This is a genomic window from Burkholderia sp. BKH01, from assembly GCF_025685725.1.
GTDB lineage: Bacteria > Pseudomonadota > Gammaproteobacteria > Burkholderiales > Burkholderiaceae > Burkholderia > Burkholderia pyrrocinia_C.
Genome location: NZ_JAOTQT010000001.1, coordinates 293,810 through 316,031, shown reverse-complemented (window position 1 = coordinate 316,031; position 22,222 = coordinate 293,810). Strand labels below are relative to the sequence as shown.

The window sequence follows — 22,222 nt, the reverse complement described above, 5'->3', positions numbered from 1 at the left end:
GCGGGCGCTCAGTCGAGCAAGCCCGCGACGACGTCGACGATCCGCTGCAGCAGCGCTTCGTCGTAAGGCAGCCACGGCACCGCGCGCAGCGGCGACGGCGGCGGCTCGGTCGCGGGTTCGACGGGTTCGCCGTCACGTGTCACGCGGCCGGTCGCGCAATGCACCGACCACGCGCCGACGCGCACATGACGTTCGTCGATCGACATCCTTCCTTGCGCAATCGCGTCGGCGAACACGAGCGACAGCACGTGCTTGCGATGCCGAGCCATCACGCCCAGCGGCAAATCCGACAGCCGGTTCAGGCGCTGCCAGCGTTCCGCTTCGATTTCGCGCTGGCGGATCGGGTCGACCGTTTGTGCGGAGGCTGCCGCGCGCGTCGCGTCGTCGTCGAGCGCGAACGCGGCCACGCTGACGAGCAGGTCGACCGCGCGCGCCGCTTCCGAGAACACGACACGATCGATCTCGCCGATCGGCACTGGCACCCAGCGTCGTTCGCGCCGGCGTTCGAAGTACAGCCGGCGCGACGTGCCGTGGCTCTCCGAGCCGGGATAGAGCCGAGCATCGACGAGGAAGGTTGCACGCACGTCGCCGAACTCGCGGACGAGCCCGTCGTCGTACGCGCGGATCGACCAGCCTTCGCGGCGTGCGACGCCGAGCAGCGGCCGGCTCGACAGCACATGACCTTCGAACATCGCGGAATCGCTGGCTGCGGCGTCGCCGTCGGCCGGCACGTAGTATTCGCGGAATGCCTGCCTGACCGGCTGCCGCAGCGCGCGGCCGACGATCGCTTGCTGCCACGCGAGCCGCTCGTCCGCATCGGCCAGCAGCGGGTGCCATAAGCGGATGTCGCTGTCATCGGCGACGTCGCACGCGCGCCCGGCCGCGTCGCGCAGCACGACCTTGCCTTTCGTGACTTCAGGCATGAACGACTGCGTCGATCCATCGCTGCCGCACGCTTGCCAGATCATGCGCGCCGAGAACGCGGCGCCGGCCGGCGCATCGACGAGCCGCTCGCGCCATTCGGCATGGCCGAGCGTCATCGGCTGCCAGAAGCCCGCTTCCATGCACGCGGCGAGCATCGCGAGCTGCTTCTTGTCGGGCTTCGCGTCGAGCGTCATGCGCAGCGCGGTATGCGGCCGCTCGCCGAGCGCGCGTTCGGCCGGCTTCAGGTTGCGCGCGAGCTTCTTCTGCACGCCGGCGTGGCGCACGGCGGCCAGCGCGTCGCGCAGTGCACGCACGCTCTCGGGTGTCGGGATCGTCTCGACCGCGTGGCCGAGCGCGATCGCGAGCGACTGCGACGGTGCCGTCTTTGCGGCGGTCGGCGCGACGCACACGCCCGTCAGCAGCGGCCCGATCAGCGGGCGCAGCCACGCTTCGTCGCGATAGGCGGCCACGCGCGCCGCGCGGGCGACGACCTGCGCGTCGTCGGTCGTGAACGCGCGATCGGCCTCGTACGGAACGGTGCCGGCATGAATCGCCGCGACCTGCCGTGCGGCCTCGGTCAGCGCGTCGCGCGCGAATTCGACGTACGCGGCGTCTTCCGCGAGCGTGACGGCCGGATCGCTGAAGTCGATCCACAGCCGCTTCGGCGCGAAATAGCCGTCGTTCGTCGCGGCCAGCGCGAGCAGCGCGGCCGGCCCGAGCTCGGGCAGCACGTCGAGTTCGCGCACGCGAAACGGCGAATCGGCCAGCGCTTGCGCATACGCGTCGCGCCGCGCCGAGAAGTCGCGGCGGCCGGCGAACCAGTCGAGCGCATAGGCGCCGTACGCGGACGCGGCGCGCAGGCTGCCTTCCTCCGGCTCGCCCGCGATGCGCGCAAGTTCGGCCTGCAGCGCGGGCGACGGCAGCGCGTCGAGGCAGGGCAGTTCCTCCAGCGCACGCTTCCATGCGCCGGGCGGGACGTCGCGGAACAGTTCGAGCGCGGCATCGGCGCTGACGAGCGGCACGAGACCGAGCGCATCGATCTGCCCGCGCAGCCAGCGCGCGAATTCGGCGCGCGGATCGTCGTATGCGTAATCAGGCGGCTTGATCTCGTGCTCGGTGCGGCGCAGCGCCGGCCACACCGTGCCGAGCGTGTGCGCGTCGAGCGTCGACAGGTCGATCGGCGTGCCGGTGAAGCGCGGATGGTCGGCGGTGCCGGTCAGCCGCGCGACGAGCAAGGCGATGAGCGCGCGATCAGTCATGCGTGCTCTCCTTGCCGGCGGCGCGCGATGCGCGGATGTCGGCGCGGTGGTTCGCGCATGCCGATTCACGTTCGGGCAGTTCGCCGCGCGCATCGAGGAGGTCGACGGCGATCCGTACGCCGAGCCCCTGCAGGACCTGGAACACCTTGCCCCGCTGGACGGTGTCCGCGCCGCATTCGGCCCTGACCATGAACGACTCGCTGGCGCCGACGCGGCCGGCTGTGTCGTTCCGGCGCCAGTTCTGTATTTTCCGGGCCGCGCGGATCACGCCGCCGCGGCCGGATGCCTGTTCGATCGTGTGCTGCATGGTTTGAATCCACCCGTGAAAACCGTGCGATCGCACAGTATTGCACCCCAATTGCGCTAGTCCGATGAAAGGCCGTGCGGCCGTCGCTTCGGGCCGGCGCCGGCGGTGCCGCGCAAGGCTTCCGGCCACCCGGGAATTTCATAAGACGTACAGTTCTCTCTCCCGGCGCGATTCGCGCCGAACTGTACTCTTGTTCGCGCGATCGATGTGTGTACTCGTCGCCGACTGTTCTGCTTTTAAGATTCCATCATCAAGTGCACAGTGCCGCAGATCCAGTCGTATCGGACCCCTGCCGGCGCATCTTCAAGAGAGAGCCAGTGCGATGGAAAAGGCAAAACCGGAGGGAAAGATCAGGAATCACGACGGCCCGGTCGGCGGGCGGAACACGTGCGATTCGAACGCGCACGGAATGGCGACGCGGTGGCGCATGCCGGCGGGAGGCGCGCGATGAAGCTCTATGAAAAACTCGCGGACGATATCGAGCGCCTGATCCGCCAGGGCGTGTACCGGCACGGCGACCGGATTCCGTCGGTGCGGCAGGCGAGCCAGCAGCACCGGATCAGCATCACGACCGTGCTGCATGCGTACCTGCTGCTCGAAAGCCGCGGGCTGCTGGAAAGCCGGCCGCAGTCGGGCTATTTCGTGAACCTGCGCCGCGACGACGGCCATGCGCCGGTGCGCGAGTTGCGGCCGTCGAAGCCGATCGCGATCTCGTCGTCGGTCGACGTGAGCCGGCTCGTACTGTCGACGCTGCGCTCGATCGGAACCGACGACGCGGTGCCGCTCGGCTCGCCGTATCCGGACCCGAGCCTGTTCCCGTTCGAGAAGCTGAACCGCTATGCGTACGCGGCCGGCCGCGACAAATCGCTTTGGGGTGTGACGGACGGGCTGCCGCCCGGCCATCCACGGCTGATCCGGCAGATCGCGCGCCGCTACCTGGAAAACGGGATGTCGGTGGACCCGAACGAGATCATCGTGACGGTCGGCGCGACGGAGGCGATCAACCTGTGTCTGCAGGCGGTGGCGAAGCCGGGCGATACGATCGCGGTGGAGTCGCCGACGTTCTACGCGATGCTGCACGCGATCGAGCGGATGGGGATGAAGGCGATCGAGGTCGCGACGCATCCGGAATACGGGATCGACATCGCGGCGCTGGCCGCGATCGCGAAGTCGCAGCCGATCGCCGCATGCATGGTGATGCCGAACTTCCAGAACCCGCTCGGCTTTCAGATGCCCGACGAGCGCAAGCGCGAGCTGGTTGAGTTCGCAACGAAGGCTGGCATGCCGATCATCGAGAACGGTGTGTATAACGAACTGTATTTCGGCGATGTGCATCCGAGTTCGCTGAAGTCCTACGACCGCAGCGGAATCGTGCTGCACTGCTCGTCGTTCTCGAAGAGCCTGACGGCTGCATACCGGATCGGCTGGGCGTTGCCTGGACGTTATCGCGATCAGGTCGAGAAGCTGAAATTCCTGAACACGCTCGCGACGCCGTCGTTGCCGCAACTCGCGATCGCGGAGTTTCTCGAACGCGACGGCTACGAGCATCACCTGCGGCGCTTGCGCAAGGCGTATGCACAGCAGGCGAACCTGATGCGTGCGATGGTGTCGCGGTTCTTTCCGGAGGGCACGCGCATTTCGAGCCCGGCCGGCGGGTATGTGCTGTGGGTCGAACTGCCCGCGCAGGTCGACGCGATGCGGTTGTATCAGCTCGCGCTGGAGCAGGGGATCACGATCGGGCCCGGCTACATGTTCTCGATTACCGACAGCTACCGGAACTTCATCCGGCTGAACTACAGCAGCCCGTGGTCACCGGAAATCGAGCAGGCGGTGATCGCGGTCGGGAAGCTGGCCGCGGCGTGCATGCGGTGATGGGGCATGCGTTGTCTTTTGTGCTTCGACGACGAAGCCGGCCTGGTGCCGGCTTTTTCTTGGGGCTTCGTGCGTTCCCGTGGATGTTGCTTGCCGACCCGTTGCTGCCGGTCGAGCCGTTGCACCTCCGAGGGCAAATGTCAGAGCACAGCGGTCACTCGTTTCGAAGATCCGAAAGCTTGTTCTTCCTTAACGGATCGGTTGCAGCAACCGAGAGCCCGGCGCACCACGCGACCGACCTGACACCAGCCCCGTACCCAGCACGACTCGAGACCCCAATGGGAAGCGATGATCAGAGATCTCCACGCACTTCACCGGTTCCCAGCGCGCTCCGCTGCCGGTTGACTTCCGCCCAAAGCTCATCGCTGTCGTCATTGCGCAGCACGGCCATCCAACCCAGTTGATTGTCCGTCACGCCGAAGTATTCCAGGATTTCCAGGCGAACCGCATCGACGAATTGCGCGTATTCGGGGGTTGCCTGGGCCTGCGCGTGCAAGGCGTCGTATGCTGCATCGTCCGCGCCGCCGCCGTGTTCGTCGATATAGCGCGAGATCCACTGGTCTCGTTCACGGTCGTAATCGGCCTCGGCACGCATCGCTTGCACAGCCGTGTAGAAATCCAATTGCGCAAACGCGACGATCGCCGCCGTTGTCGCCTCGTCGAATGTCGTCGTCATTTCATCTCTCATGTCGGTCATGGCACATCATCGCATGGGCCGCACCGGGGCAGATGCCTCGAATCCGGACGGTGCAACACGCTGCCTGGCGCCGACGTTTGGCCAGAGCAAAGGCACCATGATCGGGAAGTTCACGCCTTCCAGTGGGCCACTGATCGGGGACGCTCGGGCAACAGGACGCTCATTTTGCTGCACGGCAAGCACCGCGACGAAAACAACCGGGCGCGGCAGATTGCGGAACAAGTTTCGGGCGTATCGCCGCAAGCGTCACTGCGGCACTTAAGCGCCGGTGCGGGCGCTGGTCGCGAATGGCTCGTGATGGCCGAACCGGACTCCGCCGGGTACCTCCCCGGGGTGCCTTGGGCGGCTCAAAACGACCCGCAAGCGGACATCGGTCTTGCTCCGAAGCAGTCATTCGGTGCGGCCGCAATGCGAGGTCAGACAACACGGCCGGCACGCGGCTTCCAGATGTTCGTACGTGGCACGTATTTCTCATATCCCGTTCCGTCATCAACGCCGACGACTCGATGGCCGAAACACTCAACCAGCGCAACAAGACTGCCGGTGCCGCCATATGGGTAACCATGCGGGTTGAACTCCAACACATGCCGTGTCGCTCGCGGTCGGATTGCGATGAGGTCGTAGTCCGCATTCCAGAATGCATCAAGCATGGAAGCGAAGTCCCACTGCGGCGTCAGCATCTCAGGGGAATGTCGCTTCGGAAGCGGAGTGGAGAACCAATATTCGTTCCACTCAGCCACTTCTTCCGCGGTCAGGTTCGAAAAGTAGGAACGCTCACAATCGGTCAGATAAGCCGATAGTTGCGACTCGTCGGCGGGTTCATCGCTATCTTTCGCCGCCTTCACGAGGTCAAGGAATTCCGTCAGCCGCTGTAAAGCCTTCTCGCCATTCGATTCGAATTCAACGCGGCAGTAAACCTGACCGCCTGGATCGGCCGCAGCCTCTACGACCTTTTCCGAGGGCGGGGCGGGGTGTGCTGGCGACGCGGCCGCGCGCTTTTTGAAGGGCCACATATATGGTTCGAATCAGTTGAGTGACGGAAGCACGGACCGGTCATGGCCGACTCCGGCCCGACGGTGGCCCGATGCCAGATGTCGGCGTTGAGCCGAATGCACCCGGCGGAAGTCGACCCTTCTCCGACATACCGTTCTGCGGGCGGAATGGCCGCTAACCGTAGTTGAACCGTCAGATCGCGCCCGTGTACATCAAAGATCGCGGAGAAAGTCAATCAATGCCGCGTTGACGAAATCCGGCGCCTCCTGTTGCAGCCAATGCCCTGCTCGCGGAACGACCCGAGAAGCCGACAGCCTGGGCACGATCAGGGGCATGCCGTCGATAATTTCGTGCATGCCTGGCATTGCCAGACCTGTGTCTCGCTCGCCGACAAGGTACAGGGCGGGAACCTCGACGAGCAGGCCCTCCAAAGCCGATTGCACTTCCCAATTTCGATCGAGGTTGCGGTAGTAATTCAATCCACCGCGAAAGCCAGAAATGCTGAATGCTTGCACAAACTTGTCGAGGTCGGTGGGTGCGAGCCACGCGGGCAACAAAGGTGGATCAATCAGAGAGTCAAGGAGTCCACCACTCCGCGGCACGAGTCCGAATGGATTGGGCGTATTTACGTCGCGGGCTCCGACGTCGCCTGATGCGGAAAAATAGATCTTGCGCAATGTCGTGGCAACGTCACGCTCAAGTTCGGTTTCGGCCAACCCAGGTTCGGAAAAGTAATGCGTATAGAACCTCGTTTGGTCGGTCTGCGGAAAAAGCCGGCTCGGCGTCATCGGCGCGCGGCCCATCATTGGCACCCCGAGCGCAACGACAGCGCGAAAGCGGTCAGGCCGAAGCAACGCGGCTTGCCACGCAATGGTTGCACCCCAATCGTTTCCTACAACAACTGCGTCGCGTTCTCCAAGAATGTCAACGAGCGCCACCAGGTCACCGACAACGTCTAACGTTGTGTACTGTCCGATTGCCGTTGGGCATTCGCTTGATCCGTAGCCACGCAGATCCGGTGCTATTGCGCGGAAGCCGGCGTGCGCAAGTGCCGCCAGTTGATGGCGCCAAGCATGCGAGGTCTCAGGAAAGCCGTGACAAAGGAGCACCAACGGGCCGTCGCCCTGTTCAGCGACATGCAGGCGAATTCCGTTTGCTTCAATAAAGGTTTGACGGTATGCGGTCATGGTTGCTCTGGCAGAGATGGATGCACACAAGGATCCCGAGATAGCGTAACATTAAAAGTTGCACATTACCAAGCTTCCGAATATGCAACGCGATACCAGACTGGCTCGACTTCTGCACATCCTCATCCACATGCATCTTCGAGGAGGTGTGACCACCTCAGAGACGATTGCGCTGATGCTGCATACGAACCCCGTCTTTGTCCGCCGAACGATGGCCGCGCTACGCGAATCGGGGTACGTAAAGTCGACTGGTGGTCCAGGCGGAGGCTGGGCGCTCGCCTGTGACCTCAATGATCTTACGGTGAGAGATGTCTACGAGGCCATTGGACATACCGCGCCGTTTGTGATCGGCCTAGCCGACGACAATCACACTTGTCCGGTGGAGGCGGCGGTAAATCGCCACATCAATGAGGCGTTGGGTTCAGCGGAAAATACGTTGCTTCAATTGCTTGGTGACAAGCTACTCTCCGAGATCGCGCACGACGTGACGTCGTCAAAGTCGCGCAAAACGAGTAGGTAATCTCGCGGAGCAACGGAATGGGTGGCAATGGAGGCTAGCATCAAGCACCTGGCCGATAGCGATTTGCGGCATGAAAGTGTGTCAGCTTCCAGCCCGCAAGCGGCCGTCGGTTTGCGTGCCGTCAATGCCTCTTGATGGCCGAACCCGGTCGGTGCCCGCTCCGACAAACCGCGACTGGCTCAACCCGGCCCTTATCGACCAGTCGTGTCGGCCCCGTGTCCGACCGAAACTGGATGGGAAGGAGACGCCCGGAGTGATCCAGCCGGTCACGGTTCATCCGTGCCACGCGCACCCTTGAGCCGTTTGAGAAACCATCGACCGGCAGGGCCAGGTGGTGTGTCTTTCCGATAAACCGCAAACATGGCAATCGGCGGCGTATGCGGTTGAAAGGCCTCGATCCTCAAAGGAACCAGGGTGCCGGCGTCCAGATCCGCCTGAACCATTGCCACCGGCATATGACCCCATCCGAATCCGGCACGCAGGAATGCATGCTTGGCGCCCAGATCGGCAAGCCGCCAGATCTGCGGGGAGAACACGCCGAAGGTCGCGCCTTCGGTTAGCGTCGTGCGGTCGGTAAGCACCAGTTGGACTTGGTCCTTGAGTTCGCCTGTCCGGATGATTCCCTTGCGGGATGCCAACGCATGCGAAGACGCGGCGACCGTGACCATGGGCACATCAAGCATCTTCTCCGCATCCAGAATTTCCGGCACCGATGGCATCGAGCCGCTGATCCCGAGCCGGCACGTCTGTGCGAGTACGGGTTGCATGACGGCGCCAAGCGCCTCCACGTAAAGCCGCAGCGGCGTGTGAGGAAATTCGCTGCGGAATGCTCCGACGGCATCGGTCAGCGACGCCATCGGATACATGACATCCACCACGACCGACAACTCGGGTTCGAGTCCGTCGGCAATCGCTCGCGCCTTGGACTTGAAGCCGTCCATGCCACTTACCACCAGCCGCGCCTGCGCGAGCAGTACCGTCCCTTGCTCCGTCAGCCGAGGGTAGCGCCCGGTGCGATCGAATAGCTGCACACCGATCTGGCGTTCCAGATTGGCCAGCGTATGGCTGACGACCGACTGCGCGCGCAGCAGTTTGCGGCCCGCCGCGGAAAAGCTGCCCTCATCCGCGGCGGCGATGAAGGTACGGAGCTGGTCCAGCGAGACGGCGTCGAGCATGTATCTATCCGCTAGATGGATAGCATCTAGAAATATAGGCTTCCTGGATATCTGTCAAGTCTCTACTCTTCGGTCATCCACTCTTTGAAAAGGATGACCAAGATGAACTCGAACCTGAACGTCAACATCAACGCCAACATCAACAGCCGTTCCGCCGTGCCGGCGATCGGCCGCACGCTCATTGCCGTCATTTTCCTTGTCAGCGGCATCGGCAAACTTCTGGCCCCGGGGGCAACCATGGGCTACATCGGATCGCTGGGCCTGCCAGCGCCCGCACTGGGCCTGATCGGCGCAACGGTACTGGAACTGGCTGGCGCCGTGCTGCTGGCAGCCGGCTACAAGACGCGGCTGGTTGCGCTGCTGTTGGCGGCATACGCCGTGGTGACCGCGCTGATTTTTCACCACGCGCTGGCCGACCAGAACCAGATGTTCCATTTCCTGAAAAACCTCGCTATGGCCGGCGGCCTGTTGCAGGTCGCGGCGTTCGGCGCCGGAGCCTTCAGCGTTGACAACCGCCGCGCGCCGGCCCGGCGGATAGTTGCCTGACGGTATTCATCCAGAGGAGAAAAGCATCATGAGCATCGCAACAGAACTTTTGCAGCAACACCTCCAATGGCTGGTGGGCGATCAGCAGCAATGGCAGGAACTGATCGCCGACGACATCGTGTGGGATTTGCCCTACGCTCCCAGCCTGGGCCATCCGTTGCAGCTCGACGGACGCGACGCCGTGCGGCGGCATGTGAACTGGTTCGTGGGCGCGGTCAAGGACTTCCGCTTCTTCGACGCCGTGGTCATCGCCACCGACGACCCCCAGCGTGCCGTCGCGCGAGTGCGTGCCGAAGGGCTGATTTCCGCCACTGGTCGGACCTACCGGCAGGAGTACGTCGTATTCCTTACCGCCCGTGATGGCCGAATCGCGCACCTGCGCGAGTATTTCGATCCGGTGCAGGCCGCACTCGCACTCGATGCCCCCATCGTGGGTGTCTCTTCCAGGAGCATCTAATGAAAGCCATACGTGTTGCTGCCTATGGCAGCCCGGACATCATGACGCTGGCCGAACTGGACGACCCCGTGCCCGGCGATAACGAAGTGCTGATCGATGTCGCCGCTGCGTCCGTGAATCCGATCGACTGGAAAATTATCAGCGGCGCAATGAAGGCGTTCATACCGTTGCCGTTACCGTTCACGCCAGGCGTGGATGCCGCGGGCACCGTCATCGCAGTCGGGCGCAACGTCACCACGTTGGCGCCAGGAGACGAGGTGATGGGATTTATCGGCATCGTCGGCGCCTTCGCCACGCGCGCTGTTGTCGACGCTGCTCGGCTTGCGCGCAAACCGGCGTCTCTTGGTTTCCTGGAGGCGGCCGCTATTCCGGCTGCGTCGCTTACGGCCTGGCAGGCGCTGCACGAACATGGCGCGTTGCAGGCCGGTCAATCAGTTCTGGTTCATGCTGCGGCAGGTGGTGTGGGCAGCGTTGCCGTGCAGCTCGCCAAACTGGCCGGCGCCCGCGTGACCGGCACCGCGTCGGGCGGCAATCGGGACTACGTGCAAAGCCTCGGTGCCACGGACGTGATCGACTACGCCGCGGAAGATTTTGCGGCGCGCGCGTCGAAATTTGATGTGGTGCTGGACCTCCTGGGCGGCGATACGCAGGCGCGATCATGGTCCGTGCTGGCGCCGGGCGGAATACTGGTGTCCACCGTCAGCAGGCCGGACCCTGCGCGCGGCCACGATGTCGGGGCCACGGGCAAAAACTTCGCTACCCGTGCCGACGGATCGCTGCTTGCAACGTTGGCCGCACTTTATGCCTCAGGCGAATTGCGCACCCACATTGATTCGGTCTTTTCCTTTCCGAAGGCAAGCCATGCCCTTGCACGGAGCATGAGCGGCCACGTGCGCGGGAAGGTGACACTCGATGTAGCCGCTTAGCAAAGCCTGCGTCCCGAAGCGGACCGCCGGCGAGAGCGTGAATGATTCGCGCATGTCGCGCGCTTCCTCGACCGGCGTCCGGCCAACCAGGCGCTTGAACTCCCGGCTGAACTGGGACGCGCTTTCGTATCCAACGCGTCCCGCTGCCGCGGTTACGCCGTCGCGGATCATCATGAGACGCACCTGATGAAGTGGAGTGGACTTGATGTACTGGATCGACGATGTCTGCGTCACGGTACGAAAGTTGGTGTGATCGACGACTACTCGGAGGCCAGGGCGTCGCTCGACCTGCATCTTGGCATGCTGCACGGCCATCAGGCCTGAGACCCTGACAAGCTGGCACTGCTGATCATCCAGGCAGCCAGTGCGAGACGCCGCCGCTGCATCTGTCTGGCAGCAAGATCGCCAACGAACTCGCGGCAGTCAAGGCTAACGCTGTCGCGACAGATCTCGACGCGTGGAGAGGCCCTTCCGAAGCTACCGATTTCGCGAATTGATTGAGGGGTGTGCGAATGCCCCGGCCTTGCCGGGACACTTTTTCGACGACGCGGCAATGCAACGCACGAGATGAGAGGGGTGCAGGCCGGTTCCGAATACCGTCTCTCGGGCGCCCATTAGCGGCGGATTCGCTCAGACAGCTATCACCAAGAAGCGACATTCAATCGGGTAGCTATGTCTCAAACTGGCGGCGGCCCCAGCGGACCGTGACCGGTTCAACCCTAGGCGGACACTCGCGTTGATCTTGCGAATGGCCGCTCCAGGCTGCACCGCAGCCCGCCGCACTCGGCTAACCGTTATCGGATACGCTTACGGCCCTGTTGCCAGTGGCCGAACGCCGCCAGTGCCGCGCTGAAACCAATAGTCGCGATGACTTCCTGCCGATGGTCTTCGCTGCGAACCATGACGACAAATGCGCCGATGATGAGTGCCACCACCAGAAGCCCGAGCCAAGGATGAAGCCACATCTTGACCTTGAGCTTCGATTCGGCGACCAGCCGAGCGCGGAGCTTCAATTGGCTCAATGCTATAACCAGATAGACCACTAGCGCGATAGCACCTGTTGTAGACAGCAGCGTATCGAACACGTACTTCGGAGCAAGATAGTTCGCCGCTACCACCACGAACGCGACGAGCGTCGAGCCGATCACCGCCACGACCGGAGCACCGACGGCACTGGTTTTCGTGACGATTTCGGGGGCCTGTCCTCGTGACGCGAGCGAGTACAGCATGCGCGAGGCCGTATACAAGGCAGAATTCAAACAGCTTCCGACTGCCACAAGAACCAGCATATCTGTGAACAGCTTCGCATAGGGAACGTGAAGGATTTTCAGTGTGGCCTGATACGAACCGATCTGCGTAAGCTGCGGGTCACTCCATGGAACAATGCAAATAATGACCAGAACAGAGCCGATATAGAACAGAGAGATACGCCACACCACAGACGTGATAGCTCGCGAAATCTCTCGGGCGGGATTGGTAGACTCTGCCGCAGCGATCGTTACAACCTCGGTTCCCAAATAGGTGAACATCGTCGTAAGCAGTGCTGCGACAATCGGAGTCCAGCCGCGAGGCATGAAGCCACCGTGACTCGTCAGGTTCGCCGTCGGATTGATGTGGACGCCGGGGATAACACCGCATATCGCCAGAATGCCGCAACCGATAAACAGAAGAATGCCCGTCACCTTAATGACCGAGAACCAGAATTCGAGTTCACCGTAGTGCTTCACGCTGGCGAGATTGGTGCCCGTGAGCAGCAGCGTCACGAAGAGGCAGAACTCCCACATCGGAATCTGAGGAAACCAGCCGCTCAGTATGTTGGCCGCCGCCGTCGCTTCAAGCGGAATAACCAGCACCCAAAACCACCAATACAGCCAGCCAATCGTGAAGCCCGCCCACGGTCCAATCGCTTTATCAGCGTATGTGGAAAACGAACCTGAATCAGGCATCGCGCAGGCCATCTCTCCCAGCATCCGCATGACCAGCACGACGAGAATGCTGGCGAAAACATAGGCAAGAATGGCCGCTGGTCCGGCTTCTGAAATCGCGTGGCCGGAACCGACGAAGAGTCCGGCTCCGATACTGCCGCCAATCGACAGCATGACGACGTGACGCTGCTTTAGTCCGCGTCCCAGGGTGTGGTGTTCTGCATCCGAAGTGCGGGCATTACTCGTCGCGTGATCTTGAGCAAACGCGTCAAATTGCACGACCGCTTCGGGTCGCGGTCTCCGTACGGAAGGTTCCATTGTCTCGTCCCATGCCTCATGTAATTGAATGTGCTGGAAGCTCGACCGCAACGCGCAGCTTCCAACCACTTGCAAGATGCACTCACGCTGGCGGATGCCGCGAGCGCCACTCGATGCGCCGAACGATGCAGGCGTCGTTCGACACGCGACCGACACGCAATCAAGTCAACGCGACCCGTGAATGCGACCGTGGATCTCCCGGCTGGATGCCATGCTGAACTTACATTTGCAGTGGGGAAGGCTATGCGCCAGCAATGGGACGCACAAGCGATATTCCTTCATGGGGTCTTCCGTTCTGGAATGACTTTCGCGTTCGACAACTCCGTTGCCCCCGTTGCGTCACTTTACCCGGCGGCCCCATGAACGCATTCGACACGGGACTGTCCGGGCGGCACGAAGTGTCTTTTTGTGCGACGAGATATTCCAGGATGGAATGACTGATGCGAATATTTCGTTTGTGGGCTAGCCCAATCCGATGCACCTTAACGCCAAAGCATATTTCGGAGGCTACCGTGCGTAACAGGATTGAGAAATTTCCCCAGGTCGACGGCGATCTCGGCTGGCTCGAAACGACGCCTGACTTCAATGCGTCGCTCGGCCAGCGCGCAAAGGGCGCACACGAATTTGACGTTGCAGTGATAGGTGCTGGCTTCACCGGCATTTCGCTCGCGCTGCGCTACGCCGAACTTGAACCGTCAGCGCGCATTGCCGTGATCGATGCCTTGCGCGTTGGCGAAGGCACGTCGGGCCGTAACGCTGGCTTCCTGATCGACCTCCCTCACAATCTCGACGGGGGCAAGACGAATGTGACCTATGCGCGTGCGCTCTACAAACTGAACGTGTTCGCCATCAACCGGCTGCGCGAGTACAAGGACCGGTTTGCTATCCCGTTCTGGGATGACGCTGGCAAGTACATGTCGGCGCACGAAGAGGAGAACGAGTCCGGCCTCACGAGCTTTGTGAAAATGCTTGGCGCAGCTGGCTTCGAGTACGAGCAGTTATCCGGTCGCGATCTCGAAAAGCGACTCGGCACGAACTACTATCGGTCGGCTGTCTACACACCCGGAAACGTTCTGGTCAATCCTGCTGCGCTTGTCCGCGGTCTCACGAAGGCTCTGCCGAAAAGCGTAACGCTATTCGAGAACAGCCCCGTAACCGGCATCGAATACGGAAAGCGGCACCGCTTGCAGTTCGTTGGCGGCAGCATTACTGCGCCTATCGTCGTGCAAGCGACGAATTCGTTTTCTGAAGAATTCGGAAAGCTGTCTCGTCGTCTCGCGCCGGTCTTCACCTACGCGAGCTTGACGCCCAAACTGTCGGGCGAGCTGATCAGGAGGCACTTCAAAGGCGTGAAATCTTGGGGCACTACCTCTGCACATCCGGCTGGCAGCACTGTGCGCTTCACGGTGGACAAGCGGATTTTCGTTCGCAATACGCTCGACTTCCTGCCTGAACTCAAGAGCACGCGTGCGGGGCTTGATAACGCATGGAAGCAGCATCGGAAATCGTTCGAAGCACGCTTCCCGTTCCTGAAAGAGATGGCCTTTGAATACACGTGGGGCGGCATGCTCGCGATGACGCTCAATCATGAGCCGGTGTTCGCGGACGCTGGAGAGGGTGTTTACGTGATAGGTGGTTGCAACGGGGTTGGGGTCGTCAAAGGTACCTATCTCGGCTACTACATGGCGGAGCATATCAACAAGATCAAGAGCGACAACCTGACGTTCATCCAGCAGAACGCCAGTCCGTCCTGGATTCCGCCTGACCCACTGCGAACCGCCGGCGCTCGCCTGCGTCTGGCGCGAGAGTCAGGGAACGCTGGCGGGGACATATAAGCGCGAACAACCAATTTCATCGACATGGGAGTTCGGATGATCAAGCGGATTCAACAGAACGCCAGAATGTCGCAGGCGGTCGAGTACAACGGCTGTTTCGAAACCGCCGGACAAGTGGCAAACAACCCATCTGCGGGCATTGCCGAGCAGACGCAACAGATTCTTGAGTCAATAGACAGTCTGCTGTCGGCGGTCGGCGGCACGAAGAACGACCTCACGCGCGTTCAAATCTGGCTTTCGAATATCCAGTATTTTGACGAAATGAATGTTGTCTATGAGCGCTGGCTCGAAGGGTTTGAGAAGCCTGTACGTGCTTGCGTGGAAAGCAGGCTTGCCGGCGCCGAGTACCTGATCGAGGTACAGGCGTTCGGCTACATTTCCTCTCGATAGCACCGCTCTCTTCGTCGGGCTGGATCGCACGCGCAGCCAGCCCGACCGCGCGTCGCCGCATTCCGACACGGAATGTCAACCGCACGCCCCCTTTTGCTGATGTATGCTCATGAAAGCAAACACTTTCATGGATGGAATGTATTGCGCTGATGAAAGCCAAAAATCTCCGTCTGCTCAGTACTTTGCCCCCGATTGAGACCTTGGTGTGCTTTGAGACTGTCGCACGCTGCGGCAGCTTCACGCAGGCGGCACGAGAGCTTTTGCTCACGCAAAGCGCAGTGAGCAAACAGATAAAGGCACTTGAGGAAGTGCTGCATTGCGCACTGTTTGACCGGCACGCGCGTGGAATCCAGTTGAGCGCCGCTGGGGCAAAATTTCTCGAAGAAGTCGAGCCGCTACTCTACAAGCTGCAACGTGCGGTGCTGAAAGCGCGAGATGAGCAGGATAGTCAGGCCGTATCGATCGCTTGCACGCAGGCAGTAGCGCACTTCTGGCTGTTCCCGAGGATCGTGCGATTCAATCAGCTTTACCCGGACATAACGGTCAACGTCATATCGGCAAACGCCATCAACGAGCGCAGTTGCAGTGAAAGCGACTTCGGCATTCTCTACGGCGATGGCGACTGGCCGACACTTGAGGGTACGCCACTGTTCCCCGAAATTGTGTATCCGATCTGTAGCGCCGCATTGGACATTGCATCGCCGACCAAGCCCGAAGACTTGATCGGGTTGCCGCTGATACAACTCGACTCCAGCCAGTGGGATTGCCTCGACTGGCAAGACTGGTTCGATCACTTTCACGTGCGGTATCAGATTCCCCGAAACGCGATCACTTTCAATCAGGTCACGTTGTCGTTCAACGCGGCCCTGGAAGGCCTTGGTGTGACGCTCGGATGGGATTTTATGGCGCGACAAGCCATCGAGTCGGGAGCATTGAGGAAGTTAGGTGACTTTTCTTACGAGACAGGCCGATCTGATTTTCTTGTCCACGCCAAGTATCGTCCGCTCTCCGCACCAGCTTGCACTTTTAGAGACTGGTTGATGTCGACCATCTGATTCGGATAGCTACTGTCGCCTTTTCGATCTTGAAGCGGACACTCGTGTCGAGTGTATGGGCGTCCGTTCATGGCCGCACAGAGTCCGACCGCGCCCGGCTCAGGACGACCCGTTTCAGCCGGTTGATTCTCAAGGATACGACTGGCTCGATTCTGAGCATTGCTGCCATCGAAGATTCCAGAAAGCGGACTTCCGGCCATCTACTTTGCGGACGTCCGCCGAGGAGCGACAGGCCGTACTGGTTGCTCCTCAGGCTTGGCGGGCTTTCTGGCTTTTTTAGTTTTGTGTAAGACCGAGCTCCGGGTAGCATCCTTCGGGCAGCTCTGGCGATCGCCCAGACGCTCAACGAGTCGTGCCTCGCATTCGGAAATCGTGTACCCGCGCCGCAGCGAGATCATGAAGGTGAGAGGACGCATGTGCCATGCGCGCCGCTGGAGTTCGACAAGTGTTCCCTTCGCGAGGTCTTCATCGACCATATGGCGCGGCATGTGGCCCCAGCACAAGCCTCCCTTGAGCAGATCGTGCTTCGCGCCGAGGTCATTCACCCACCACTGGCGTTCACTGGCGACCCCCTGTTGCGACTTTTCCGCATCGGGCTGATTGTCCGTTACAACAAGCTGGATGTGCCGGCCAAATTCCTCCCGCGGGATTGGCCCCGCGATCGAGGCCAGCGGATGCGATGGTGCACAGACGGTCACCATTTGCGAGTCACATAGATGCTGCCGTTCTATGGTGCCGGGGCTCAGCTCCGGCACGTCCGTGATCGTCACCGCCAATGCGCACGTGCCTTCGAGAACCAAACGCTCGCCACCCTGCATGGTTGTCATGCGCAGATTGATTGCAACCGTTGGAAAGTCCGCCTGCAAGGTGCGCAGGCATTCGATCAGGTGCACACGTGGGAAATAGGTATCCACGGCAACCGAGACCTGTGGGACTCCGGCTTCGGCAATCGCAACCGCACGCATCTTCATTTCCTCGGTGCGTGAGATCACCCCACGCGCGTCAGGCAGGAGGCTGCGGCCCGCGGCCGTCAGCGTCGCTTTGCGAGTGTTGCGCTCGAACAGCACCACATCAAAGGCGCTCTCGAGTGCGCTGATCGCATGACTGATCGCGGACTGGGCACGCCTTAGCTGCCGTGCCGCTCCGGAAAAGCTCCCCTGGTCACACACGGCGACGAATGCCCGAAGTTGATTGATGGTGACGTTGTCCAACATATTTATCTAGAAAGTAGATGGTATTTATAGATATTCAGTCAATTGGCTTTATGAATCAAGGGCCTCAGAATCGGTTTGTCGCTTTTGTTTCGAAGGATGCAGGGCATGAACAGACTGAATGGAAAGACCGCGGTGATCACCGGTGGCGCTACCGGCATCGGCCGCGCCGCGGCAAAGCGCTTCATAGAGGAGGGCGCCTTCGTCTTCATCTTCGGCCGCCGGCAGGAAGCACTCGACGCCGCCGTGGCCGACCTCGGGCCCAATGCCCGCGCAGTGAATGGCTCGGTCTCCGACCTGGCCGACCTCGACCGGCTCTACGCGGCGGTGAAGGCCGAACGCGGAACCCTTGACGTCGTCTTCGCCAATGCCGGGACGGGAAGCCAGCTGCCACTCGGCCAGATTACCGCCGGGCACATCGACGAAATCTTCGACACCAACGTGAAGGGTTCGATCTTCACGGTCCAGAAGGCGCTACCTCTGATGGGCCAGGGCGGTTCGATCATCCTGACCGGATCGAGCGCCGGCACCACGGGCGCCCCGGCATTCAGCGCCTACAGCGCGAGCAAGGCGGCCGTGCGCAACCTCGCACGGACCTGGGCAGAGGACCTGAAGGGCACCGGTATCCGGGTGAACGTGCTGTCCCCTGGGCCGACTGCGACCGAACTCGCGAAGGAAGCGCTAGGCGAGGAAGGCATGAAGGTCTTCGCTTCGCTCAATCCGCTCCAGCGTATGGCCGATCCGGCGGAGATCGGGGCGGTGGCCGCCTTTCTTGCGTCGTCGGACAGCAGCTTCATGACCGCCAGCGAGATCGCCGTTGACGGTGGCCTCGCACAACTCTGAGGAAATAAACGAATGACTCAATCTCTAAAGGGCAAGACAGCGCTCGTTACCGGGGCATCGCGGGGCATTGGCCGCGCCATCGCCGAACGTCTTGCAAAGGACGGTGCGATGGTCGCGCTGACCTACAATGCCAGCAAATCCGGCGCAGACGAGGCGGTCGCGGCCATCGAGAAAGCGGGAGGCACCGCGTTCGCGATCCATGCGAATCTCGTCGACCCGGCGACCGTGCCGGCCTTGTTCGAGAGACTTGACGACGAGTTCACCAGGCGGAACGGAAGCAAGGCCCTCGACATTCTGGTCAACAACGCTGGCAATTCCGGCTGGGTTGGCTTCAAGGACGCGACGCCGGAGAGTTGGGACACCCTGATGGCGGTCTATGCCCGCGCGCCCTTCTTCATCATTCAGGCCGCTCTCGATCGTCTCGCCGATGGTGGACGCATCATCAACATTTCTTCCGCTGCCGCCACGAAGCCCGTGACGGCCGCGCCCGTCTACTCGATGGCGAAAGCGGCCATCAACACCTTGACCCATACGCTCGCAATCGAACTGGGGCCGCGTGGCATCACCGCGAACGCCGTGGCGCCGGGCTACACGCGAACGGATGCGAACGCAGCCTTGCGGGAGAACCCCGAACTCGTCAAGGCGCTCGAGGCCCAAATCGCGCTGGGACGCTGTGGCGAGCCTTCGGAAATCGCCGCCGTCGTGGCGTTCCTGGCTTCCGATGATGGCCATTGGGTGACTGGCCAGACGATCGAAGCGAGCGGCGGTTACAAGCTCTGATCGCGCCGGGAACCGAAGGAGAAACTCATGAGCTACGCAATCATTGGCTTCGGCAAGATTGGCCACGCACTTGCCAAGGCGTTCGCCCGCAACGGTATCGAAGTAGCCGTTGCAACCACGCGCGACCCGAAAAGCTTTGCAGCCGAGGCAGCCGCGATCGGGCCCACGATTGTTCCCAAAACCCTGACTGAAGCCGTCAAGGCGGACATCATCTTTCTGGCAGTTCGTTTCGAGTCCCACCCGGAGGTCGCAAAAGCACTACCCGACTGGACGGGGAAGACCATCGTCGACGCGATGAACACGCAGGCCCCGCTTGAGGAACTGAGCGGTCTTCCGTCCTCTGCCTTCGTCGCGAAGGTGTTCACCGGAGCCAGGCTGGTGAAAGGCTTCAACCATCTGGTCGCGGCCGTCCTTGATCAGGATCCGGCCGTCCACGGCGGCAGGAGAGTCGTGTTCCTCGCGAGCGACGACGACGGCGCCGCAGCGAAGATTGGCGAGCTTGCGGAAAATCTCGGTTTCGCGCCAATCGAACTTGGCGGGCTTTCGGAAGGTGGACTGCTTGTGCATGCGCGCGGGAAAAGCTGGGGGCGGCTGATCTTCAAGGACTTGATCAAGTTCGACCGATGACAACGGCTTCCGGCTATTTCGCTGAGTCGAATGGCCGATTACCGGTGCGGACTCAACCCGTCGATGCAACGGCCCCGCGATCACGGCCTCCAGGAGCATGAACACCGTGATCCGGGTGAACACGCCGGGCACGCCGAAGTCCTTCAGCAGCGCCGCGACGCCGACCGCGCGGCGGTAATTCTCGAAACCCGCGGGCGTGTGCTGCGCGGGTCCGTCGACGTCGTGACGAATTGCGGCCCATCGTCATGTCACCCGCCCGTCACCGGCGGGAAAAACGCCACCTCGCTATCTTCCCGCACGACGAAGCCGCCCGTCACCATCTCGAGATTGACGGCCGCCCGCACGGGCCGGTCCATCCGCAACGCTTCCGCGCTACGAACGTCGCGCGCGGCCAGCGTGCTGCGCAACGCATCGACGGTGAGTTCGCGCGCATCGATCTCGACGATTTCCTCGTCGGTATCGAGTTGCTCGCGAATGCTTGCAAAGTATTTGATTGTCAGTTTCATCGCGATGTCTTGAATGGAATCGGCGTAATCGGAATCGGAACAAGCGACGCTTGCGCGGTCAGCCCCAGCGCCGCATTGCCTGGTCGTCGTGCGCCTTCGCCTCGACCCAGCCGGATTCGCCGTCGTGGCGGATCTCCTTCTTCCAGAACGGCGCGTGGGTCTTCAGGAAGTCCATCAGGAATTCGCACGCGTCGAACGCGGACCCGCGATGCGCGGCGGCCACCACGACCAGCACGACCGCCTGGCCGAGCGGAATGCGCCCGACGCGGTGCACGATCCTGACCGCTTCGAGCCGCCAGCGCGCGCTGGCTTCCTCGACGATGCTCCACAGAGCCTGTTCGGTCATCGTCGGGTAGTGCTCGATCTCGAGCGCGACGACGTCGTCGACGTCGCCTTCGTTGCGCACGACACCGAGGAAATTCACGACCGCGCCGACATTCGGATTGCGAACGATCGGTGCAAGCTCGGCACCCGCGTCGATCGCCGCATACTGCACGCGCACTTCGAAGCCGGCGGCAATCGCCGGCGGCGGCTCGGTGTGCGGGTCGGCCGTGTCGGCGGGATGGGAATGACTGCCGGCGCGCAGCGGGTCGTCCGGCAGCCCGGCGCGGGATTCGGTGAAGGTCGTCATCACGGTTCTCCTGTAGGCGGTGCGTCCTGGGTCGCGCGGCGACCCGTCAGCCGCCGACGAGCGACATGCGCACGGTCGGATAGGTCTTGCCCGGTGCACGGGCCGGCCGTGCGGCGCGGCGCTCGGAATAGCGGTCGTCGCGCCGCGTCCAGCGATCGCGCACGGCGGCGGCGAGCGTGTCGACCGGCGCTGCATCGTCGAGCCACGGCCGCAGGTCGGTGCCCTGGGTCGCGAACAGGCACGTATAAAGCTTGCCGTCGGCAGACACGCGTGCGCGCGAGCAGGTGCCGCAGAACGGATGCGACACGCTCGCGATGAAGCCGACCTCGCCCGCACCGTCGATGTGCGCGCAACGGATCGCGGTCGCGTCGTGCCCCGGTTCGCCGACCAGCACGAGCGGATAGTGCTCGTCGATCAGCTCGCGCATGCGCGCGGCCGGCACGACCTTGTCGCCGGACCAGAAGCTTGCGCCGCCGACGTCCATGTATTCGATGAAGCGCACTGCCACGCCGGTATGCCGGAAGTGACGCACAAGCGGCAGGATCTGATCGTCGTTCGCGCCGCGTTCGATCACCGCGTTGACCTTGACCGGCGCGAGCCCGGCCGCATGCGCGGCTTCGATGCCGGCCAGCACGCGCGACACGGGCACGTCGGCGTCGCTCATCCGGCGGAACACCGCGTCGTCGAGCGCATCGAGGCTCACGGTCACGCGCGACAGCCCCGCGTCGCGCAGCGAGCGTGCTTTCGCGGCGAGCAGCGAACCGTTGGTCGTCAGCGCGATTTCGACGGGCTTGCCGTCCACGGTCGTCAGTGCGGCAAGCCGTTCGATCAACGCTTCGAGATTGCGGCGCAACAGCGGCTCGCCGCCGGTGATGCGGATTTTTTCGACACCGAGCGACGTGAACGCGCGTGCGATCCTTTCCAGTTGCGCGAACGACAGCCGCTCGGACGACGGCATGAATGCGTAGCCGGCGCCGAAGCTTTCGCGCGGCATGCAGTAGCCGCAGCGGAAATTGCACTGGTCGATCACGGACAGGCGCAGGTCGCGCAGCGGGCGGCCGAGCGTGTCGGTCGTGCGGAGAAAGGCGCCGGGCGATGCGCCGCCGGAGGAAGCGGCGGCGGCCGGCGCGGCGGAAACGATGGCATTCACGATCTGGTCGTCGGCCTGCATGAAGTAAGCGGAGGGGCGTCGCCGATCGGCCGCGCGTGTGCCGACGTGTCGGCGCACGGGTCGTGAC

22 protein-coding genes and 1 pseudogene are annotated in these 22,222 nt (G+C 62.3%); 11 read left to right on the top strand and 12 right to left on the bottom strand.

Annotation, left to right across the window (positions count from 1 at the left end; all coding sequences use genetic code 11):
* Positions 1-8: 8 nt before the first annotated feature.
* Together OEJ37_RS01440 and OEJ37_RS01435 are read right to left on the bottom strand one after the other, a co-directional pair.
* Positions 9-2,183 (bottom strand): DUF4132 domain-containing protein, encoded by a 2,175-nt coding sequence (locus OEJ37_RS01440; protein ID WP_263342942.1) that lies wholly within the window; start codon positions 2,181-2,183, stop codon positions 9-11.
* A complete protein-coding gene (locus OEJ37_RS01435; protein ID WP_175919852.1) occupies positions 2,176-2,490 on the bottom strand; it encodes a helix-turn-helix domain-containing protein in 315 nt (104 codons plus the stop codon). The genes OEJ37_RS01440 and OEJ37_RS01435 overlap by 8 nt, the downstream gene beginning before the upstream one ends.
* 447 nt (positions 2,491-2,937) lie before the next feature.
* Here OEJ37_RS01435 and OEJ37_RS01430 point away from each other — a divergent pair, with 447 nt between their 5' ends.
* The gene (locus tag OEJ37_RS01430) at positions 2,938-4,362 is read left to right on the top strand and encodes a PLP-dependent aminotransferase family protein (RefSeq protein WP_263342941.1); all 1,425 of its coding nucleotides are present in this window, start codon (positions 2,938-2,940) and stop codon (positions 4,360-4,362) included.
* Positions 4,363-4,654: 292 nt separating this feature from the next.
* Here OEJ37_RS01430 and OEJ37_RS01425 read toward each other — a convergent pair whose 3' ends face one another.
* The 3 genes from OEJ37_RS01425 to OEJ37_RS01415 all read right to left on the bottom strand — a co-directional run bounded on the left by OEJ37_RS01425 (position 4,655) and on the right by OEJ37_RS01415 (position 7,239).
* Complete coding sequence (locus tag OEJ37_RS01425) at positions 4,655-5,038, bottom strand: ATP-dependent protease (RefSeq protein ID WP_263342940.1); 384 nt, start codon at positions 5,036-5,038, stop codon at positions 4,655-4,657.
* A 437-nt stretch (positions 5,039-5,475) separates the two neighbouring features.
* Positions 5,476-6,072, bottom strand: coding sequence for a hypothetical protein (locus OEJ37_RS01420; RefSeq protein WP_263342938.1), 597 nt, complete (start codon positions 6,070-6,072; stop codon positions 5,476-5,478).
* Between the two features lie 192 nt (positions 6,073-6,264).
* Positions 6,265-7,239 (bottom strand): alpha/beta fold hydrolase, encoded by a 975-nt coding sequence (locus OEJ37_RS01415; RefSeq protein ID WP_174418502.1) that lies wholly within the window; start codon positions 7,237-7,239, stop codon positions 6,265-6,267.
* A gap of 82 nt (positions 7,240-7,321) precedes the next feature.
* On the opposite strand from OEJ37_RS01415, the gene OEJ37_RS01410 reads away from it, so the two are divergent.
* Complete coding sequence (locus tag OEJ37_RS01410; RefSeq protein WP_263342937.1) at positions 7,322-7,759, top strand: Rrf2 family transcriptional regulator; 438 nt, start codon at positions 7,322-7,324, stop codon at positions 7,757-7,759.
* A gap of 266 nt (positions 7,760-8,025) precedes the next feature.
* Here OEJ37_RS01410 and OEJ37_RS01405 read toward each other — a convergent pair whose 3' ends face one another.
* Positions 8,026-8,934, bottom strand: a complete 909-nt coding sequence (locus tag OEJ37_RS01405; RefSeq protein ID WP_263342936.1) for a LysR family transcriptional regulator — start codon at positions 8,932-8,934, stop codon at positions 8,026-8,028.
* A 102-nt stretch (positions 8,935-9,036) separates the two neighbouring features.
* On the opposite strand from OEJ37_RS01405, the gene OEJ37_RS01400 reads away from it, so the two are divergent.
* Genes OEJ37_RS01400 through OEJ37_RS01390 form a run of 3 tightly spaced genes read left to right on the top strand, consistent with a single transcriptional unit; the run spans position 9,037 to position 10,863 of the window.
* Positions 9,037-9,480, top strand: coding sequence for a DoxX family protein (locus OEJ37_RS01400; RefSeq protein WP_411859217.1), 444 nt, complete (start codon positions 9,037-9,039; stop codon positions 9,478-9,480).
* 28 nt (positions 9,481-9,508) lie between these two features.
* Positions 9,509-9,937: a nuclear transport factor 2 family protein gene (locus OEJ37_RS01395; RefSeq protein ID WP_174418506.1), complete on the top strand. Its 429-nt coding sequence runs from the start codon at positions 9,509-9,511 to the stop codon at positions 9,935-9,937.
* A complete protein-coding gene (locus tag OEJ37_RS01390; RefSeq protein ID WP_263342935.1) occupies positions 9,937-10,863 on the top strand; it encodes an NADP-dependent oxidoreductase in 927 nt (308 codons plus the stop codon). Before OEJ37_RS01395 ends, OEJ37_RS01390 begins: the two co-directional genes overlap by 1 nt.
* A gap of 9 nt (positions 10,864-10,872) precedes the next feature.
* On the opposite strand, the pseudogene OEJ37_RS01385 reads toward OEJ37_RS01390, so the two are convergent.
* Both OEJ37_RS01385 and OEJ37_RS01380 read right to left on the bottom strand, forming a co-directional pair.
* A pseudogene (locus OEJ37_RS01385) lies at positions 10,873-11,118 on the bottom strand (helix-turn-helix domain-containing protein); the annotation flags it as partial.
* Between the two features lie 539 nt (positions 11,119-11,657).
* Positions 11,658-12,962, bottom strand: coding sequence for an amino acid permease (locus OEJ37_RS01380; protein ID WP_254624562.1), 1,305 nt, complete (start codon positions 12,960-12,962; stop codon positions 11,658-11,660).
* Positions 12,963-13,618: 656 nt separating this feature from the next.
* Here OEJ37_RS01380 and OEJ37_RS01375 point away from each other — a divergent pair.
* The 3 genes from OEJ37_RS01375 (at position 13,619) to OEJ37_RS01365 (ending at position 16,386) form a co-directional block, all read left to right on the top strand.
* Positions 13,619-14,941: an NAD(P)/FAD-dependent oxidoreductase gene (locus OEJ37_RS01375; protein WP_263342934.1), complete on the top strand. Its 1,323-nt coding sequence runs from the start codon at positions 13,619-13,621 to the stop codon at positions 14,939-14,941.
* A gap of 36 nt (positions 14,942-14,977) precedes the next feature.
* On the top strand, positions 14,978-15,331 hold the full coding sequence (locus OEJ37_RS01370) for a RidA family protein (protein WP_263342933.1): 354 nt from the start codon (positions 14,978-14,980) through the stop codon (positions 15,329-15,331).
* A 149-nt stretch (positions 15,332-15,480) separates the two neighbouring features.
* The gene (locus OEJ37_RS01365; protein WP_254624558.1) at positions 15,481-16,386 is read left to right on the top strand and encodes a LysR substrate-binding domain-containing protein; all 906 of its coding nucleotides are present in this window, start codon (positions 15,481-15,483) and stop codon (positions 16,384-16,386) included.
* Positions 16,387-16,586: 200 nt separating this feature from the next.
* On the opposite strand, the gene OEJ37_RS01360 is transcribed toward OEJ37_RS01365, so the two are convergent.
* A complete protein-coding gene (locus tag OEJ37_RS01360) occupies positions 16,587-17,600 on the bottom strand; it encodes a LysR family transcriptional regulator (protein WP_263342931.1) in 1,014 nt (337 codons plus the stop codon).
* A 105-nt stretch (positions 17,601-17,705) separates the two neighbouring features.
* Between OEJ37_RS01360 and OEJ37_RS01355 the strand changes: the two genes are divergently transcribed.
* From OEJ37_RS01355 to OEJ37_RS01345, 3 genes are read left to right on the top strand one after another with little or no spacing between them, the layout of a single operon-like run.
* Positions 17,706-18,440, top strand: a complete 735-nt coding sequence (locus OEJ37_RS01355) for an SDR family NAD(P)-dependent oxidoreductase (RefSeq protein WP_174418513.1) — start codon at positions 17,706-17,708, stop codon at positions 18,438-18,440.
* Positions 18,441-18,452: 12 nt separating this feature from the next.
* Positions 18,453-19,220 (top strand): SDR family NAD(P)-dependent oxidoreductase, encoded by a 768-nt coding sequence (locus OEJ37_RS01350; protein WP_263342930.1) that lies wholly within the window; start codon positions 18,453-18,455, stop codon positions 19,218-19,220.
* A gap of 27 nt (positions 19,221-19,247) precedes the next feature.
* Positions 19,248-19,847 carry an NADPH-dependent F420 reductase gene (locus tag OEJ37_RS01345; RefSeq protein WP_174418515.1) on the top strand — a complete coding sequence of 200 codons (600 nt, stop codon included), beginning with the start codon at positions 19,248-19,250 and terminating at the stop codon, positions 19,845-19,847.
* Positions 19,848-20,095: 248 nt separating this feature from the next.
* Here OEJ37_RS01345 and moaD read toward each other — a convergent pair whose 3' ends face one another.
* The 3 genes from moaD to moaA are packed head-to-tail and all read right to left on the bottom strand — an operon-like array spanning position 20,096 to position 22,155.
* Positions 20,096-20,353 (bottom strand): molybdopterin converting factor subunit 1, encoded by a 258-nt coding sequence (gene moaD / locus OEJ37_RS01340; protein ID WP_174418516.1) that lies wholly within the window; start codon positions 20,351-20,353, stop codon positions 20,096-20,098.
* A gap of 58 nt (positions 20,354-20,411) precedes the next feature.
* Complete coding sequence (locus tag OEJ37_RS01335; RefSeq protein WP_174418517.1) at positions 20,412-20,984, bottom strand: molybdenum cofactor biosynthesis protein MoaE; 573 nt, start codon at positions 20,982-20,984, stop codon at positions 20,412-20,414.
* Positions 20,985-21,030: 46 nt separating this feature from the next.
* Positions 21,031-22,155 carry a GTP 3',8-cyclase MoaA gene (gene moaA, locus OEJ37_RS01330; RefSeq protein ID WP_263342929.1) on the bottom strand — a complete coding sequence of 375 codons (1,125 nt, stop codon included), beginning with the start codon at positions 22,153-22,155 and terminating at the stop codon, positions 21,031-21,033.
* Positions 22,156-22,222: the final 67 nt, after the last annotated feature.

What these genes read in the sequence shown, in the direction of transcription:
- OEJ37_RS01440 (WP_263342942.1), bottom strand. Translation starts at nt 2,183, where the DNA reads ATGACTGATCGCGCGCTCATCGCCTTGCTCGTCGCGCGGCTGACCGGC.
- OEJ37_RS01435 (WP_175919852.1), bottom strand. Translation starts at nt 2,490, where the DNA reads ATGCAGCACACGATCGAACAGGCATCCGGCCGCGGCGGCGTGATCCGC.
- OEJ37_RS01430 (WP_263342941.1), top strand. Translation starts at nt 2,938, where the DNA reads ATGAAGCTCTATGAAAAACTCGCGGACGATATCGAGCGCCTGATCCGC.
- OEJ37_RS01425 (WP_263342940.1), bottom strand. Translation starts at nt 5,038, where the DNA reads ATGACGACGACATTCGACGAGGCGACAACGGCGGCGATCGTCGCGTTT.
- OEJ37_RS01420 (WP_263342938.1), bottom strand. Translation starts at nt 6,072, where the DNA reads ATGTGGCCCTTCAAAAAGCGCGCGGCCGCGTCGCCAGCACACCCCGCC.
- OEJ37_RS01415 (WP_174418502.1), bottom strand. Translation starts at nt 7,239, where the DNA reads ATGACCGCATACCGTCAAACCTTTATTGAAGCAAACGGAATTCGCCTG.
- OEJ37_RS01410 (WP_263342937.1), top strand. Translation starts at nt 7,322, where the DNA reads ATGCAACGCGATACCAGACTGGCTCGACTTCTGCACATCCTCATCCAC.
- OEJ37_RS01405 (WP_263342936.1), bottom strand. Translation starts at nt 8,934, where the DNA reads ATGCTCGACGCCGTCTCGCTGGACCAGCTCCGTACCTTCATCGCCGCC.
- OEJ37_RS01400 (WP_411859217.1), top strand. Translation starts at nt 9,037, where the DNA reads ATGAACTCGAACCTGAACGTCAACATCAACGCCAACATCAACAGCCGT.
- OEJ37_RS01395 (WP_174418506.1), top strand. Translation starts at nt 9,509, where the DNA reads ATGAGCATCGCAACAGAACTTTTGCAGCAACACCTCCAATGGCTGGTG.
- OEJ37_RS01390 (WP_263342935.1), top strand. Translation starts at nt 9,937, where the DNA reads ATGAAAGCCATACGTGTTGCTGCCTATGGCAGCCCGGACATCATGACG.
- OEJ37_RS01380 (WP_254624562.1), bottom strand. Translation starts at nt 12,962, where the DNA reads ATGCTGTCGATTGGCGGCAGTATCGGAGCCGGACTCTTCGTCGGTTCC.
- OEJ37_RS01370 (WP_263342933.1), top strand. Translation starts at nt 14,978, where the DNA reads ATGATCAAGCGGATTCAACAGAACGCCAGAATGTCGCAGGCGGTCGAG.
- OEJ37_RS01365 (WP_254624558.1), top strand. Translation starts at nt 15,481, where the DNA reads ATGAAAGCCAAAAATCTCCGTCTGCTCAGTACTTTGCCCCCGATTGAG.
- OEJ37_RS01360 (WP_263342931.1), bottom strand. Translation starts at nt 17,600, where the DNA reads ATGTTGGACAACGTCACCATCAATCAACTTCGGGCATTCGTCGCCGTG.
- OEJ37_RS01355 (WP_174418513.1), top strand. Translation starts at nt 17,706, where the DNA reads ATGAACAGACTGAATGGAAAGACCGCGGTGATCACCGGTGGCGCTACC.
- OEJ37_RS01350 (WP_263342930.1), top strand. Translation starts at nt 18,453, where the DNA reads ATGACTCAATCTCTAAAGGGCAAGACAGCGCTCGTTACCGGGGCATCG.
- OEJ37_RS01345 (WP_174418515.1), top strand. Translation starts at nt 19,248, where the DNA reads ATGAGCTACGCAATCATTGGCTTCGGCAAGATTGGCCACGCACTTGCC.
- moaD (WP_174418516.1), bottom strand. Translation starts at nt 20,353, where the DNA reads ATGAAACTGACAATCAAATACTTTGCAAGCATTCGCGAGCAACTCGAT.
- OEJ37_RS01335 (WP_174418517.1), bottom strand. Translation starts at nt 20,984, where the DNA reads ATGACGACCTTCACCGAATCCCGCGCCGGGCTGCCGGACGACCCGCTG.
- moaA (WP_263342929.1), bottom strand. Translation starts at nt 22,155, where the DNA reads ATGCAGGCCGACGACCAGATCGTGAATGCCATCGTTTCCGCCGCGCCG.